Source organism: Luteibacter sp. TLI7-4A, from assembly GCF_056754745.1.
In genome coordinates this window covers 4,085,001-4,099,614 of sequence record NZ_JBPGWO010000001.1, presented here as the reverse complement: position 1 = coordinate 4,099,614, position 14,614 = coordinate 4,085,001, and the positions used below count along the sequence as shown (strand labels likewise).

9 protein-coding genes, 1 tRNA gene and 2 rRNA genes (1 of these 12 running past the window's edge) are annotated in these 14,614 nt (G+C 63.4%); 1 reads left to right on the top strand and 11 read right to left on the bottom strand.

All coding sequences use genetic code 11. The features are described 5' to 3' along the window. Positions 1 to 2: 2 nt before the first annotated feature. Genes mrdA through ACR9Y6_RS17945 form a run of 4 tightly spaced genes read right to left on the bottom strand, consistent with a single transcriptional unit; the run spans position 3 to position 4,600 of the window. Positions 3 to 2,018: a penicillin-binding protein 2 gene (gene mrdA, locus ACR9Y6_RS17960; RefSeq protein WP_481282514.1), complete on the bottom strand. Its 2,016-nt coding sequence runs from the start codon at positions 2,016 to 2,018 to the stop codon at positions 3 to 5. Next, a complete protein-coding gene (gene mreD, locus ACR9Y6_RS17955) occupies positions 2,015 to 2,506 on the bottom strand; it encodes a rod shape-determining protein MreD (protein WP_481282513.1) in 492 nt (163 codons plus the stop codon). Before mreD ends, mrdA begins: the two co-directional genes overlap by 4 nt. Continuing rightward, on the bottom strand, positions 2,503 to 3,513 hold the full coding sequence (gene mreC / locus ACR9Y6_RS17950; RefSeq protein WP_481282512.1) for a rod shape-determining protein MreC: 1,011 nt from the start codon (positions 3,511 to 3,513) through the stop codon (positions 2,503 to 2,505). Before mreC ends, mreD begins: the two co-directional genes overlap by 4 nt. Positions 3,514 to 3,553: 40 nt before the next feature. Continuing rightward, positions 3,554 to 4,600 carry a rod shape-determining protein gene (locus ACR9Y6_RS17945; protein ID WP_072322142.1) on the bottom strand — a complete coding sequence of 349 codons (1,047 nt, stop codon included), beginning with the start codon at positions 4,598 to 4,600 and terminating at the stop codon, positions 3,554 to 3,556. Between the two features lie 273 nt (positions 4,601 to 4,873). On the opposite strand from ACR9Y6_RS17945, the gene ACR9Y6_RS17940 reads away from it, so the two are divergent. Then, positions 4,874 to 5,809 (top strand): carbohydrate kinase family protein, encoded by a 936-nt coding sequence (locus tag ACR9Y6_RS17940; protein WP_481282511.1) that lies wholly within the window; start codon positions 4,874 to 4,876, stop codon positions 5,807 to 5,809. A 279-nt stretch (positions 5,810 to 6,088) separates the two neighbouring features. Here the strand turns inward: ACR9Y6_RS17940 and glpK are convergent, their stop codons facing one another. From glpK to ACR9Y6_RS17905, 7 genes are all read right to left on the bottom strand, one after another. Beyond that, the gene (gene glpK, locus ACR9Y6_RS17935) at positions 6,089 to 7,597 is read right to left on the bottom strand and encodes a glycerol kinase GlpK (RefSeq protein ID WP_481282510.1); all 1,509 of its coding nucleotides are present in this window, start codon (positions 7,595 to 7,597) and stop codon (positions 6,089 to 6,091) included. Between the two features lie 14 nt (positions 7,598 to 7,611). Beyond that, on the bottom strand, positions 7,612 to 8,316 hold the full coding sequence (locus tag ACR9Y6_RS17930; protein ID WP_481282509.1) for an MIP/aquaporin family protein: 705 nt from the start codon (positions 8,314 to 8,316) through the stop codon (positions 7,612 to 7,614). 77 nt (positions 8,317 to 8,393) lie between these two features. Then, positions 8,394 to 9,881, bottom strand: a complete 1,488-nt coding sequence (gene glpD, locus ACR9Y6_RS17925; RefSeq protein WP_481282508.1) for a glycerol-3-phosphate dehydrogenase — start codon at positions 9,879 to 9,881, stop codon at positions 8,394 to 8,396. A 240-nt stretch (positions 9,882 to 10,121) separates the two neighbouring features. Continuing rightward, positions 10,122 to 10,895, bottom strand: a complete 774-nt coding sequence (locus ACR9Y6_RS17920; RefSeq protein WP_481282507.1) for a DeoR family transcriptional regulator — start codon at positions 10,893 to 10,895, stop codon at positions 10,122 to 10,124. Between the two features lie 347 nt (positions 10,896 to 11,242). Then, positions 11,243 to 11,357 (bottom strand): 5S ribosomal RNA (gene rrf, locus ACR9Y6_RS17915). 120 nt (positions 11,358 to 11,477) lie between these two features. Continuing rightward, positions 11,478 to 14,362, bottom strand: a 23S ribosomal RNA gene (locus ACR9Y6_RS17910). Positions 14,363 to 14,551: 189 nt separating this feature from the next. Further along, positions 14,552 to 14,614: transfer RNA gene (locus ACR9Y6_RS17905), tRNA-Ala, on the bottom strand (it continues 13 nt past the right edge of the window).

The following is a 14,614-nucleotide window of genomic DNA, read 5'->3' as shown; positions in this document are numbered from 1 at the left end:
GGCTACTGGTCCTCCCCGTTGTCCTGGGGCGGCAGGTCGGTACTGGCGGCTCCGGCGGGCTGGGCATCCTGCACGGACGAGGCTTCGCCCGGCGCGGATTCCGGTACCGCGTCGGAGGTGACGATCTGGCCGGGCGTCGGGTCTTCCGGCCGTTGGCCGCCTTCGTCCACCACCCATTGGTCGAGGACCTTTCGTGCGATCGGGCCTGAATCCTGCGCACCCCAGGCACCGGCTTCCAGCACCACGGCCACGGCGATCTTCGGATCGTCGGCGGGCGTGTAGGCGATGAACAGCGCACGATGGCGGCTGGCGAGGTACGCGGTGTTCTTGTTGGTGTCGTAGGCGTCGGTCTTGCGCGAGAAACGCTCGGCCGTGCCGCTCTTGCCCGCGATGATGTACGGGAAGCCGGTGCCCAGGCGCTTGCCGGTGCCCTTGCCGGAGTTGATGACGGCTTCCATGCCTTCGTTCACGGCATCCCAGTCGGCCGCCTTGCGGATCACCGACGGGCCGGACGGCGGAAACGATTGCGGCACGCGTGGGCTGTCGACGCCGTCCTGTGTGTCGAGCAGGAAATGCGGGGTATAGGGGATACCGCGGCCGGCGAAGGTAGCCGTGGCGTGCGCCAGCTGGAGCGGCGTCACCGCCCAGTAGCCCTGGCCGATACCCGAGATGATGGTCTCGCCAGGGAACCAGCCCGCCTTGCTGCGCGTCGCCTTCCACTCGCGCGAGGGCAGCACGCCCTCCACTTCGCCCACGAGGTCGATGCCGGTCTTCTTGCCGAAGCCCAGCTTGCCCATCCAGTCGGAAAGGCGGTCGATGCCCATGTCGAGCGCGAGCCGGTAGAAATAGGTATTGGTCGAGAGCTCGATGGCCCGGATCATGTTCACCGTGCCGTCGCCACCGCGCTTGTCGTCGCGGTAGCAGCGCGACTGGCCCGGGATACAGAACTCGCCCGTGGACAGCACCGTGTCGGACGGCCGGCGGATGCCCATGGTCAGGCCACCCAGGGCGAGGAACGGCTTCACCGTCGAGCCCGGCGGATAGACGCCACGCAACGCGCGGTTGTACAGGGGCTTGTCGGGGGCGGTGGTCAGCGCCTTGTAATCGGCGGAGCTGATGCCGTTGACGAACAGGTTGGGATCGAAGCTCGGCACGCTGGCGAACGCCAGCACCTGGCCGTTGCGCGGATCGATCGCGATCGCCGCCCCGGAGCGGCCGTTCATCGCCTCCTCGGCCGCCTTCTGCAGGCGCACGTCGATGGAGAGGTAGATGTTCTTGCCCGGCGTGGGCGGCGTCGTGTCGAGCACGGCCTGCGTGCGTCCGTCGGCGTTCACTTCGACCAGCTCGTAGCCTGGCGCACCGTGCAACAGCTTTTCGTAGTAGCGCTCGATGCCGATGCGGCCGATGTGCGTGGTGCCCTTGTAGCTGGCTTCCTCGTCGTCGTCCATGCGATCGAGATCGTCCACGTCGATACGGCTGACATAGCCGATGACATGGGCCAGCAGCGGACCCATCGGATAGCGCCGGGTGAGGTACGGCACCACGTCCACGCCCGGGAACCGCCAGCGGTTCACGGCGAAGCGGCCGATCTCGTCCTCGGTGAGTTTCAGCTTGAGCGGAATCCCCTCGAACCGGCGTCCCTGTTTCACCTGTTTCTTGAAGGTGGCGATGTCCTCGTCGCTGAGCGGCACGACGGTGCCGAGCTTGCCCAGCATCTCGTCCATGTCGGTGACCTGTTCCGGGATCACTTCCAGCCGGAACGCCGGCACGTTGTCGGCCAGCAGCACGCCGTTGCGGTCGTAGATGAGGCCGCGCGCCGGCGGTATGGCACGCGGCTTCACGCGGTTCTGGTCCGAGCGTGCCACGAACTCGTCGTGGTGCAGCACCTGCAGGTATACGTAGCGTGCGCACACGGCGGCGAGGCCGAGCAGGATCAGCGCGAAGCCGGCCATGGCGCGGCGGCGGAACAGCGCCACCTCGCCACGGACTTCCTTGATCGAGGCGCGCCGCCGGCTCATGCCTCGTGGATGCGCAGGCGCGCGCGCAGGTCGTCGAGGATGAGGAACACGAACGGCCACAGCGCCGCGCCCACCAGGGGCGATATCCAGTACTCGGGCGGCGGCAGCGGATCGCCGCCGAACACGCGCACCAGCAAGAGCAGGATGCGGTCGTTCACCAGCAAGCCGAGGACGGCGAGCGATTGCTGCCACATCGGGAAGAAGCGCAGCCGCGAGCGGAAGCGCAACGCGATGAAGACCATCGCGGTGAGACGCAGCGCCTGCTCGCCCAGCAGGACGCCGTCGAAGAGATCGGCGGCCACGCCGACGCAGAACGCCAGGCCGAGGGTGACCCTGTCGCCGGATTGCAGGCACCAGTAGAGCAGGATCAGGGCGGGCCAGTAGGGCTTGAACGGCGTGAGCGGCCCCGGCAACGGGACCAGCATCAGGAACAGTGACATCAGCAAGGTGGCGGCGAACCACAGCTGGCGAACGCGAACCTTGTTCACGGCGTGCCCCCCGTCGATGGCGCGGCGGTGGACGGGCGCGCCGGGATCGGCGTCGCGGTCGGCGAGGTCACGGAAGGCAAGGCCTGCGCCGGCGGCGCACCCGGCACGGGCGCGAGGTCGGCGGGTGGCCCGACGTTCGGCGCGGGCGCCGGTGGTCCGGCGGGCTCGGCCAGGTCGTGCAGCAACAGGACGTCCTCGCTGCGATCCAGGTCGGCGGCTGGTTTCGCCTGCGCGGAAAGGAAGGTGCCGGAGGGCGTCTGTGCCACGTCGCGGATCTCGCCCACGGGAAAGCCCGGCGGGAAGCGGCCACCCAGGCCGGACGTGACCAGCTTGTCGCCCGCCTGCACGTCGGCGGAGACGGGGATATTGGGCAACGTGAGTGAATCGCCCGTGCGCGAGCCGTAGGCGATGGTCCGCAGGCCGGTGCGTTCGACGGTCACGGGAATCGCGTGGTTGGGATCGGTGATCAGCATGGCGACCGAGGTGGTGGGCATCACCTCGACGATCTGGCCCATGACGCCGCGCGCATCGATCACGACCTGCCCCGGCTGGACCTTGTCGCGGGCGCCCACGTTGAGCACGATGCGGTGACGGAAGCTACCCAGGTCGACGCCGATCAGGCGCGCGAGCTGCACGTTGAGCGAAAGGCTGTGCTGGGTATCCAGCAGTTCCTTCAGGCGCTGGTTCTGCTCGGCCACGGACGCCATGCGGTTGAGCTTGGCGTTGGCCAGGAGCAGGTCCTCGCGCAGGCGCTGGTTCTGCTCGGTGAGGCGCTGGCGGTCGGCGAACGCCACCGTCGCCGCCTGGAATCCCTGCGATGGCAGGCCGGCGATGCGATAGACGGGCTCGACCACGAGCGACAGGCCGTAGCGGACGTTGCCCAGCCAGCCGCCACGGTGGTCGAGCACCATCAGCACGCAGGCGAGCGCCAGGTAGACGATGAGACGCAGTGTCCCCGCCACGCCGGGCGCGAACAGCGGCGACGTGTCGTCGCGATTCAGGGCCATGGATCAGCGCGCTCCGGCCAAAGCGCCGCGCGCGCGGCCATCATTCGAACGCGAAGAAGTCGCTGCCGTGCTGGTCGATCATCTCCAGGGCCTTGCCACCGCCACGCGCCACGCAGGTGAGCGGGTCGTCGGCCACCTGCACGTGCAGGCCGGTTTCCTCGGAGATCAGGCGATCCAGATCGCGCAGCAGGGCGCCACCGCCGGTGAGCACGATGCCGCGCTCGGCCACGTCGGAGCAGAGCTCCGGCGGGGTCTGTTCCAGCGCCGCCTTCACCGCGGCCACGATGCCGGACAGCGGCTCGTGCAGGGCTTCCAGCACCTCGTTGGAGTTGATCGTGAACATGCGCGGCACGCCCTCGGCCAGGTTGCGGCCGGAGATCTCGATCTCGCGGACCTCGCTCTGCGGGAAGGCGCAGCCGATCTCGAGCTTGATCCGCTCGGCGGTGGACTCGCCGATCAGCGTGCCGTGGTTGCGCCGCACGTAGTTGATGATGGCTTCGTCGAAGCGGTCGCCGCCGACGCGGACCGACTGCGAATAGACGATGCCGTTCAACGAGATGACGGCCACTTCCGAGGTACCGCCGCCGATATCCAGGACCATCGAGCCGCGGGCCTCGTGCACCGGGATGCCGGCGCCGATCGCGGCCGCCATGGGCTCCTCGATCAGGAAGACGTCACGGGCGCCGGCGCCTTCGGCCGATTCCTTGATGGCGCGGCGCTCCACCTGGGTGGAGCCGCAGGGCACGCAGACCAGCACGCGCGGGCTGGGCCGCAGCATGCGCGAGCGGTGCACCTGCTTGATGAAGTGCTGGAGCATCGCCTCGGTCATGGTGAAGTCGGCGATGACGCCGTCCTTCATCGGGCGGACGGTGGCGATGTTGCCCGGCGTGCGGCCGAGCATGCGCTTGGCGTCGCCACCCACGGCCGCGACGGCGCGGGGGCCACCGGGGCCACGGTCCTGGCGGATCGCCACGACCGAGGGTTCGTTGAGGACAATGCCCTGCCCACGCACATAAATAAGCGTATTCGCCGTGCCGAGATCGATGGAGATGTCGTTCGAGAAAAGTCCGCGGAACTTCTTAAACATGATGCGGCGGGCGCCCATAGCGGGAAAAAGTAAGCGTGCGAGTCTAGATTGGCGCCCTCCCCCACGCAAGGGCGCATACGTTAAGAAAGCCTTGTAACTCCGGGTGATGCGAGCGGAACCCCCTCCCGGGCGGGAGGAACGCCGGATCGGTGGAGGTCGCCTCGGGGCCTGAATTTGGGTACGATCCGCAGGTTTGCCGGACCCGTCGCGGGCGGCGTTCGCGGCGGCCCTTCATGGCCGCGCCACTTACCATCCTCCAGGGTCACCCAACGCATGACTGCCGTTATCTGCGGATCGCTCGCCTACGACACGATCATGGTCTTCCAGGACCAGTTCAAGAACCACATCATCCCGGATCAGGTGCACATCCTGAACGTGTCGTTCCTGGTGCCGGCCATGCGCCGCGAGTTCGGCGGTTGCGCGGGCAATATCGCCTACAACCTGAAGTTGCTCGGCGGCGAGCCGATGCCGGTGGCGACGGTCGGCCAGGATTTCGCGCCGTACCGCGCGCACCTGGAGAAGTTCGGCATCCGCCTCGACGGTGTGCGCCAGTTCGATGACCAGTTCACCCCGCAGTGCTTCATCACCACCGACCTGGACAACAACCAGATCACCGCCTTCCATCCGGGCGCGATGTCGAGCGCGCACGAGAACCACGTGCGCGACATCAAGCACTGCGAGTTCGGCATCGTCGCGCCGGACGGCCGCGACGCGATGTTGCAGCATGTCGATGAATTCGCCGCGCGCGGCGTACCCTTCATCTTCGATCCGGGCCAGGCGATGCCGCTGTTCACCGGCGACGAGTTCCGTTCGATGATCGAGAAGTCAACCTATGTCATCGTCAACGACTACGAGTCGCAGCTGTTGCAGCAGCGCACCGGCTGGACCGCGGCGGACATCGCGTCGAAGGTCGATGCGTACATCGTGACGCTGGGACCGCGCGGCTCGCTGATCCACGTGAAAGGCGAAACGCTCGAAGTGCCGCCGGCACGCGAGCACAAGGTGGTCGATCCCACCGGCTGCGGCGACGCTTATCGCGCCGGCCTCATCTTCGGCATCATGAAGGGCTACGACTGGCCGACCGTCGGCAAGATGGCATCGCTCATGGGCGCGCTGAAGGTCGAGCATCCGGGCACGCAGAACCAGTACTTCACGTACGAGCAGTTCGCCACGGAATTCAAGGACCAGTTCGGCTACGCGCTGGCCTGATCCGTTCGCGAAACGCATGAAAAAGGGGGCGGCGCATCACTGCGCCGCCCCTTTTCATTGGCACCGACCTCATCGGCACCAACCGCCCGGTGTTCCGCAGCCCGGTGGGAGCCGACCTTGTCGGCGATGGGTGCTTGCCCCGACCTGGTGGGAGCCGACTTCGTCGGCGATGGGTGCTCGCCTCGACCTAGCCCGCTGCCGCGGGATCGCCGACAAGGTCGGCTCCCACCGGGCTACGGCAAGTTCAATCGCGGTTCGCTCCCACCAGGCCGGCCCGAACTAATTGCGCGGCTTGAAGCCCATCGTCGCGCTCACCGCCTGCTGCCAACCTTCATACAAGTCGTCGCGACGTTCCTTCGTCATCTGCGGCTTGAACTCACGGTCGACCGCCCAGCGCGTGGCGATTTCCTTCTTGTCCTTCCAGAAACCCACCGCCAGGCCGGCGAGATACGCGGCACCTTGCGCCGTGGTTTCCTGCACTTTCGGACGCAACAGCGTCACGTCGAGGATGTCGGCCTGGAACTGCGCCATGAAGTCGTTGGCGATGGCGCCACCGTCCGCACGCAGCTCCTTCAGCTGGATGCCGGAATCGGTCTGCATCGCTTCGAGCACGTCGCGTGTCTGGTACGCCATCGACTCCAGCGCGGCGCGAATGAACTGCTCCTTGGTCGTACCGCGCGACAAGCCGAACACGGCGCCGCGCACGTCGCTTCTCCAGTAAGGCGCGCCAAGACCTACGAACGCCGGGACGAAGTACACACCGTCATTGTCCTTGGCACGCTCCGCATAGGCCTGCGAGTCGGAAGCCTTGCCCAGCATGCGCAGGCCATCCCGCAGCCACTGGATCACGGAACCGGCGACGAAGATGCTGCCTTCCAGCGCGTACTCCACCTTTCCGTCGACACCCCAGGCGATGGTGGTGAGCAGGCCGGTCTTCGAGCGCACGGCCTTCTCGCCGGTGTTCATCAGCATGAAGCAGCCCGTGCCGTAGGTGTTCTTCGCCATGCCCTGCTCGAAGCATGCCTGGCCGAACAATGCCGCCTGCTGGTCGCCCGCGATGCCGGCGATCGGCACCTCGCGGCCGAAGAACTGCTTCGCCTGCGTGTTGCCGTAGATCTCGCTGGAGGATTTCACCTCCGGCAGCATCGCGCGCGGCACGTTGAGCATCTTCAGCAACTCGTCGTCCCACTCGCGCTTGTAGATGTCGTACATCAGCGTGCGCGAGGCATTCGTGTAGTCGGTGACGTGCACCTTGCCGCCGGTGAGGTTCCAGATCACCCAGGTATCGATGGTGCCGAACAGCAGGTCGCCCGCCTCGGCCTTCGCCTGCGCGCCTTCCACATGATCGAGGATCCAGCGCACCTTGGTACCGGCGAAGTAGGCGTCGATCAGCAGGCCGGTCTTCTCGCGGACCATTTCGTCGTAACCGTCGGCCTTGAGCTTGTCGCAGATCTCGGCGGTCTGACGCGACTGCCAGACGATCGCGTTGTAGATCGGCTGGCCCGTGTGCTTGTCCCATACCACCGCGGTCTCGCGCTGGTTGGTGATGCCGATGCCCTCGATGCAGGCGGGGTCGATCTGCGAGCTGCTGATGACCTCGGTCATGGTCGAGAGCACGCTGGTCATGATCTCGCGCGGATTGTGCTCGACCCAGCCCGGCTGCGGGAATATCTGCGGAAATTCCCGCTGGGCGGTGCCGGCGATGTTGCCGTCATGGTCGAACAGGATCGTGCGCGAGCTGGTGGTGCCCTGGTCGATGGCCAGGATGTATTTCTTCTTGGTGGTCACGATGAATCCTCGAGTCAGGCCGCGAGGGCGGTATAGGCGAAGGCGGCGAGCAAGGCGCCGATGATCGAACCGACGATGGGCACGGGCGCATAGGCGAAGTCGGAACCGCCCTTGCCAGGGATGGGCAGCAGCGCGTGTGCAAGACGGGGACCGAAGTCACGCGCGGGATTGATCGCATAGCCGGTGGGGCCACCCAGGCACATGCCGATCACCACCACGAGCAGCGCGACAGCGATCGGGGCCAGGCCCTTGGAAAGATCGTTGCTACCGATGGCGAGCACGCAATACACCAACACGAACGTGCCAATGACCTCGGTGACCAGGTTGGCCGGGATCGAACGAATCGCCGGAATCGTGCAGAAGATGCCGAGCTTCTTGGCCGGATCGGCGGTGCCTCGCCAGTGAGCCAGGTAGGCGAGGTAGACCAACACCGCGCCGGTGAAGGCACCCGCCATCTGCGCAGCGATATAGCCAGGAACGAGCGACCACGAGAGCTTGCCGATGGAGGCCATCGCCAGCGTGATCGCGGGATTCATGTGGGCACCGCTTTTCGCGGCGACGAAGATGCCCATGAGGACGGCGAGGCCCCAGGCCCAGGTGATCACGCCCCAACCCGCGTTCTCCGCCTTCGAATCCTTCAGCAGCACGCCGGCGACGACGCCATCGCCTAACAGGATCATCACCATGGTTCCGAGGAACTCACTCAGGTAGACCGACATGCTGAGTACTCCTATGTGTTGTGGGGCGCGGGCCGGTCAGCAGTACGGCACGCGTCTTGGAAATGCCCCGTGGCGCCTCAGCGCTTCGTGGACAGGTAATCGGAAAGGCGTTGGACATCCGGCGGGGTGACCCGCAGGCCGAGCTTGCTTCGACGCCAGAGGATGTCCTCGGCTTCGGTGGCCCATTCATGGCGCACGAGGTAGTCGACTTCCGCCTGGTAGAGATCCGCGCCGAAATGTTCGCCCAGGGCGTCCAGGCCATCGGCCTCGCCCAGCAGGTCGCGGGCCCGGGTGCCGTAGCTATGCACGAGCCGCCAGGCGAAGGTTTCGGGTAGCCAGGGACGCGACGCGCGGATATCGGCGAGCAACTCGTCGATATCGCGTTCGCCACCACCTGGAAGCGGGCGGGCGTCGGCGGTCCAGGCCGGCTGGTGGTTGCCCAGCAACGGGGCGAGCTTGTCCACGGCCTCTTCGGACAGCTTCCGGTAGGTGGTCAGCTTGCCGCCGAAGACGTTCAGCAGCGGCGGACCGTTCTGGTCGATGTCCAGCAGGTAGTCGCGCGTGACTTCGGAGGCGCTGCCCGCTTCGTCCTGCAGGAGTGGACGCACGCCGCTATAGCTCCAGACCACGTCGTTCGGCGTCAGCTGCTTCTTGAAGTAGCGGTTCGCCGCATCGCAGAGATAGCTCGTTTCCTCTGCCGTGATCGTCGGATGCGAAGGGTCGTCCTTGTACTCGATGTCCGTCGTGCCGATCAGGGTGAAGTCGCGCTCGTAGGGGATGGCGAAGACGATGCGGCGGTCGGGCTGCTGGAAGATGTAGGCGTAGCGGTGTTCGAAGATCTTCGGCACCACGATGTGACTGCCCTTGATCAGGCGCAGCGAGTGCTGGTGCTTCACATGGGCCACGTCGTCGAGAAAGCTGGCGGCCCACGGGCCGGCGGCGTTCACGAGCGCGCGGGCCTTTACGAAGTGGCGGCTGCCGTCGCGGGCTTCGAGTTCCGCGGTCCAACCCTCGCCGTCGCGTCGGGCGCTGACGCAGCGCGTGTGGGTCTCGATGTGCACGCCCCGTCGCGCGGCATCCATCGCGTTGAGGACGACCAGGCGGGCGTCCTGCACCCAGGCATCGGAATAGACGAACCCGACGCTGAAGTCAGCGCGCAGGGGCTCGCCGGTGACGTGCTTGCCGAAACGCACGCGGCGCGATCCCGGTAGCGTGCGGCGTCCACGGCCCAGGTGGTCGTAAAGGAACAATCCCAGGCGGATCATCCACGCCGGACGCAGATGTGGCTGGTGCGGCAGGACGAAGCGCAGTGGCCAGATGATGTGCGGCGCGGCACGAAGCAGCACTTCGCGCTCGGCGAGCGCCTTGCCCACGAGGGCGAATTCGAATTGCTCCAGATACCGCAAACCGCCGTGGATCAGCTTGGTGCTGGCACTGGAGGTATGCGCGGCGAGATCGTCGCGCTCGCAAAGCCAGACACTCAGCCCGCGCCCCGCAGCATCACGGGCGATGCCGACGCCGTTGACGCCACCACCGACCACCAAAACATCGACCTGCTCGACCATCGGGAACTCCGCTTATCGGGAGGCGAGGCCTGCTGAAGGGTGAAACCCTACGCTCGGGTATGTTCGTTTTAACTTGCGACGCGCGGGATCATTTGCGCTTACGAACATTTCACGGATCAGTCAGGCTTCGCCTGCGTGGAAATGAGCATATTCGAACACAAACGAACATCGCACGCTGCAGTGCAGCGTAGTCCGGGACATCGGGACCGGATGGAGGCTGTGGATGGGGCTGTATCGCCCTCAGGCTTCCGCGATATGCAGCTGGGTGCCGGCGGCTTCCAGGACGGGCAACAAGGCGTCCGGCGGCCGCCGATCGGTGAACCATGCATCCACGCGTGAGAAGTCGCCGAGGCGGACCATGGCGTTGCGGCCGATCTTGCTGTGGTCGGCACCCAGGAAGACCTGGCGGGAATGTTCGATGATCGCCTGGGCGACACGGACCTCGTGGAAATCGAAATCCAGCAGCGTGCCGTCGAGTTCGATGCCGGAGATACCGATGATGCCGAAGTCGACCTTGAACTGGCGGATGAGTTCGATCGTGGCCTCGCCCGTCACCCCGTGATCGCGTCCACGGACGACGCCGCCCGCGACGATCACCTCGAACGTGGGATTGTCGCTGAGCAGGATCGCGATGTTGAGATTGTTGGTGATGACGCGCAGGTCGCGATGCTCGAGCAACGCGCGGCCGACGCCTTCATTGGTCGTACCCAGGTTGATGAAGAGCGAGGAGCCGTCGGGGATCGATTTCGCGATCGCCGTGGCGATGCGGTTCTTCTCCGCGGTCTGCAGCGACTGGCGCGCGGCATAGGCGACGTTCTCGACGCTCGACGAGGACGCGCTCACGCCGCCGTGGTAACGGCGGATGAGGCCTCCATCGGCCAGGAGATTGAGATCGCGACGGATCGTCTGCGGGGCCACGTCGAAATGCGTGGCCAGTTCGTCGACACCGACGAAGCCTTCCCGCTGGACGATGGCGATCAGTTCTTCCTGTCGCCGGTTGAGTCGTGGATCCATCGATCGTTCCCATTGCTACATGTCGCTTGAGCATGATGACGCGTTGCCACGCGAGTGTCATGCCGCAGGCGCGAATACAGCGTTCCGGTGGGGCCGTCCAGCTCCGGGCACTGATGTCCTCTGGTGGCCCTGGTGGGAGCCGACCGTGTCGGCGACCGCGACAGCGGGCCGGGTTGAGGCGATTCCCATCGCCGACAGGGTCGGCTCCCACCGGCAAAGAAAAAACCCGCCACGATAGCTCGTGACGGGTTTTTGGGATAAAGCCCCTGGCGGTGACCTGTTGCGGGTCGCGCTGCGCGCAAAGAAAAAACCCGGCCTCTGACGAGACCGGGTTTTTGGGATAAAGCCCCTGGCGGTGACCTACTCTTGCATGGCTTGAGCCACACTACCATCGGCGCATGCGCGTTTCACTTCTGAGTTCGGGATGGGATCAGGTGGGACCACGCCGCTATAGCCGCCAGGGAAGGGGTGGGAGCAGCGCAGATGCGCCGGCTCCACAGAGGGTGTAAACGAGTGACAAGCGTCCGGGTTTTCATCGAACCGCGAGTAAGCGATAAAGACGGTGAAGCGTCTTGGGGTTATATGGTCAAGCCTCACGGCTCATTAGTACGCGTAAGCTCAATGCATTGCTGCACTTCCACACCGCGCCTATCAACCACCTAGTCTTGATGGTGCCTTAAGGAGAGTCAAGCTCTCGGGAGATCTCATCTTGGGGCGTGCTTCCCGCTTAGATGCTTTCAGCGGTTATCACTTCCGTTCGTAGCTACCGGGCAATGCCATGGGCATGACAACCCGAACACCAGCGGAACGTCCACTCCGGTCCTCTCGTACTAGGAGCAGCCCCCCTCAAATCTCCAACGCCCACGACAGATAGGGACCGAACTGTCTCACGACGTTCTGAACCCAGCTCGCGTACCACTTTAAATGGCGAACAGCCATACCCTTGGGACCGGCTACAGCCCCAGGATGTGATGAGCCGACATCGAGGTGCCAAACACCGCCGTCGATATGAACTCTTGGGCGGTATCAGCCTGTTATCCCCGGAGTACCTTTTATCCGTTGAGCGATGGCCCTTCCATACAGAACCACCGGATCACTAAGACCTACTTTCGTACCTGCTTGATCCGTCGATCTCGCAGTCAAGCACGCTTATGCCTTTGCACACAGTGCGCGATGTCCGACCGCGCTGAGCGTACCTTCGTGCTCCTCCGTTACTCTTTGGGAGGAGACCGCCCCAGTCAAACTACCCACCATACACGGTCCCCGATCCGGATTACGGACCTAGGTTAGAACGTCAAGCACTTCAGGGTGGTATTTCAAGGATGGCTCCACCGAAACTAGCGTCTCGGTTTCATAGCCTCCCACCTATCCTACACAGAAGAACTCAACGTTCAGTGTAAAGCTATAGTAAAGGTTCACGGGGTCTTTCCGTCTTGCCGCGGGAACGCTGCATCTTCACAGCGATTTCAATTTCACTGAGTCTCGGGTGGAGACAGCGCCGCTGTCGTTACGCCATTCGTGCAGGTCGGAACTTACCCGACAAGGAATTTCGCTACCTTAGGACCGTTATAGTTACGGCCGCCGTTTACTGGGGCTTCGATCAAGAGCTTCGCCTTGCGGCTGACCCCATCAATTAACCTTCCAGCACCGGGCAGGCGTCACACCCTATACGTCCACTTTCGTGTTTGCAGAGTGCTGTGTTTTTGATAAACAGTCGCAGCGGCCAGGTTACTGCGACCCCTCGATGCTCAGTCACGCACGTGACCACACCAAGAGGCGCACCTTCTCCCGAAGTTACGGTGCCATTTTGCCTAGTTCCTTCACCCGAGTTCTCTCAAGCGCCTTGGGATTCTCACCCTGCCTACCAGTGTCGGTTTACGGTACGGTTTTTCTACAGCTGAAGCTTAGTGGCTTTTCCTGGAAGCGTGGTGTCAGTCACTTCGTCCTCATAGGACTCGTCTCGGTGCTCGGCATAGAGATTCCCGGATTTGCCTAAGAATCATGCCTACCGCCTTTCCCCAGGACAACCAACGCCTGGTAGACCTAACCTTCTCCGTCCCCACATCGCACTGTAGAAAAGTGCAGGAATATTAACCTGCTTCCCATCGACTACGCATTTCTGCCTCGCCTTAGGGGCCGACTCACCCTGCGCCGATGAACGTTGCGCGAGGAAACCTTGGGCTTTCGGCGGGGGGGCTTTTCACCCCCCTTATCGTTACTCATGTCAGCATTCGCACTTCCGATACCTCCAGCAAGCCTTACGACTCACCTTCACAGGCCTACGGAACGCTCCTCTACCGCGCACACCTCAAAAGGTGTGCACCCCGAGCTTCGGTGCATAGCTTAGCCCCGTTAAATCTTCCGCGCAGACCGACTCGACCAGTGAGCTATTACGCTTTCTTTAAAGGGTGGCTGCTTCTAAGCCAACCTCCTGGCTGTCTATGCCTTTCCACATCGTTTTCCACTTAGCTATGACTTTGGGACCTTAGCTGCGGGTCTGGGTTGTTTCCCTTTTCACGACGGACGTTAGCACCCGCCGTGTGTCTCCCGTGTATCACGTGTTGGTATTCGGAGTTTGCCATGGTTTGGTAAGTCTCAATGACCCCCTAGCCATAACAGTGCTCTACCCCCAACAGTGTTCGCACGAGGCGCTACCTAAATAGCTTTCGAGGAGAACCAGCTATCTCCGAGTTTGTTTAGCCTTTCACTCCGATCCTCAACTCATCCCCATCTATTGCAACAGATGTGGGTTCGGTCCTCCAGTGCGTGTTACCGCACCTTCAACCTGGTCAAGGATAGATCACTCGGTTTCGGGTCTACTGCCAGAGACTATTCGCCCTATTCAGACTCGGTTTCCCTTCGCCTCCCCTATACGGTTAAGCTTGCCACTGACAGTAAGTCGCTGACCCATTATACAAAAGGTACGCAGTCACCCTTGCGGGCTTCCACTGCTTGTACGTATACGGTTTCAGGGTCTATTTCACTCCCCTCTCCGGGGTTCTTTTCGCCTTTCCCTCACGGTACTAGTTCGCTATCGGTCAGTCAGGAGTATTTAGCCTTGGAGGATGGTCCCCCCATGTTCAGACAGGGTTTCACGTGCCCCGCCTTACTCAATTTCATGCCATGCACCCTTTCGTCTACCGGGCTATCACCGTCTACGGCCCGCTTTTCCACGCGGTTCGACTAGAATGTACGACACTTTTGGGCTAGTCCGCGTTCGCTCGTCGCTACTGACGGAATCTCGGTTGATTTCTTTTCCTCCGGGTACTTAGATATTTCAGTTCCCCGGGTTCGCTTCGTACAGCTATGTATTCACTGCACGATACCGCCGAAGCGGTGGGTTTCCCCATTCGGACATTGCCGGATCAAAGCTTGTTGCCAGCTCCCCGACACTTTTCGCAGGCTGCCACGTCCTTCATCGCCTCTGACTGCCAAGGCATCCACCGTATACGCTTAGTCGCTTGACCATATAACCCCAAGTCGCCTCAGGGCTTACGATCCAAGCCACTTCGTTTCGCCTTAACACTTATCTCGGTTCGGTTTGAACCAAGACGCTTGTCACTCGTTTACAGGTTTTCAAAGAACACCACGCCGGCCTCAGCGCCGGTTGGCTTCAAATCAATCTTCGTGTGCGCTACACATCCGCTACCGTGAACTGGTGGAGCCTGTCGGGATCGAACCGACGACCCTCTGCTTGCAAAGCAGATGCTCTCCCAGCT

What these genes read in the sequence shown, in the direction of transcription:
- mrdA (WP_481282514.1), bottom strand. Translation starts at nt 2,018, where the DNA reads ATGAGCCGGCGGCGCGCCTCGATCAAGGAAGTCCGTGGCGAGGTGGCG.
- mreC (WP_481282512.1), bottom strand. Translation starts at nt 3,513, where the DNA reads ATGGCCCTGAATCGCGACGACACGTCGCCGCTGTTCGCGCCCGGCGTG.
- ACR9Y6_RS17945 (WP_072322142.1), bottom strand. Translation starts at nt 4,600, where the DNA reads ATGTTTAAGAAGTTCCGCGGACTTTTCTCGAACGACATCTCCATCGAT.
- ACR9Y6_RS17940 (WP_481282511.1), top strand. Translation starts at nt 4,874, where the DNA reads ATGACTGCCGTTATCTGCGGATCGCTCGCCTACGACACGATCATGGTC.
- ACR9Y6_RS17930 (WP_481282509.1), bottom strand. Translation starts at nt 8,316, where the DNA reads ATGTCGGTCTACCTGAGTGAGTTCCTCGGAACCATGGTGATGATCCTG.
- glpD (WP_481282508.1), bottom strand. Translation starts at nt 9,881, where the DNA reads ATGGTCGAGCAGGTCGATGTTTTGGTGGTCGGTGGTGGCGTCAACGGC.
- ACR9Y6_RS17920 (WP_481282507.1), bottom strand. Translation starts at nt 10,895, where the DNA reads ATGGATCCACGACTCAACCGGCGACAGGAAGAACTGATCGCCATCGTC.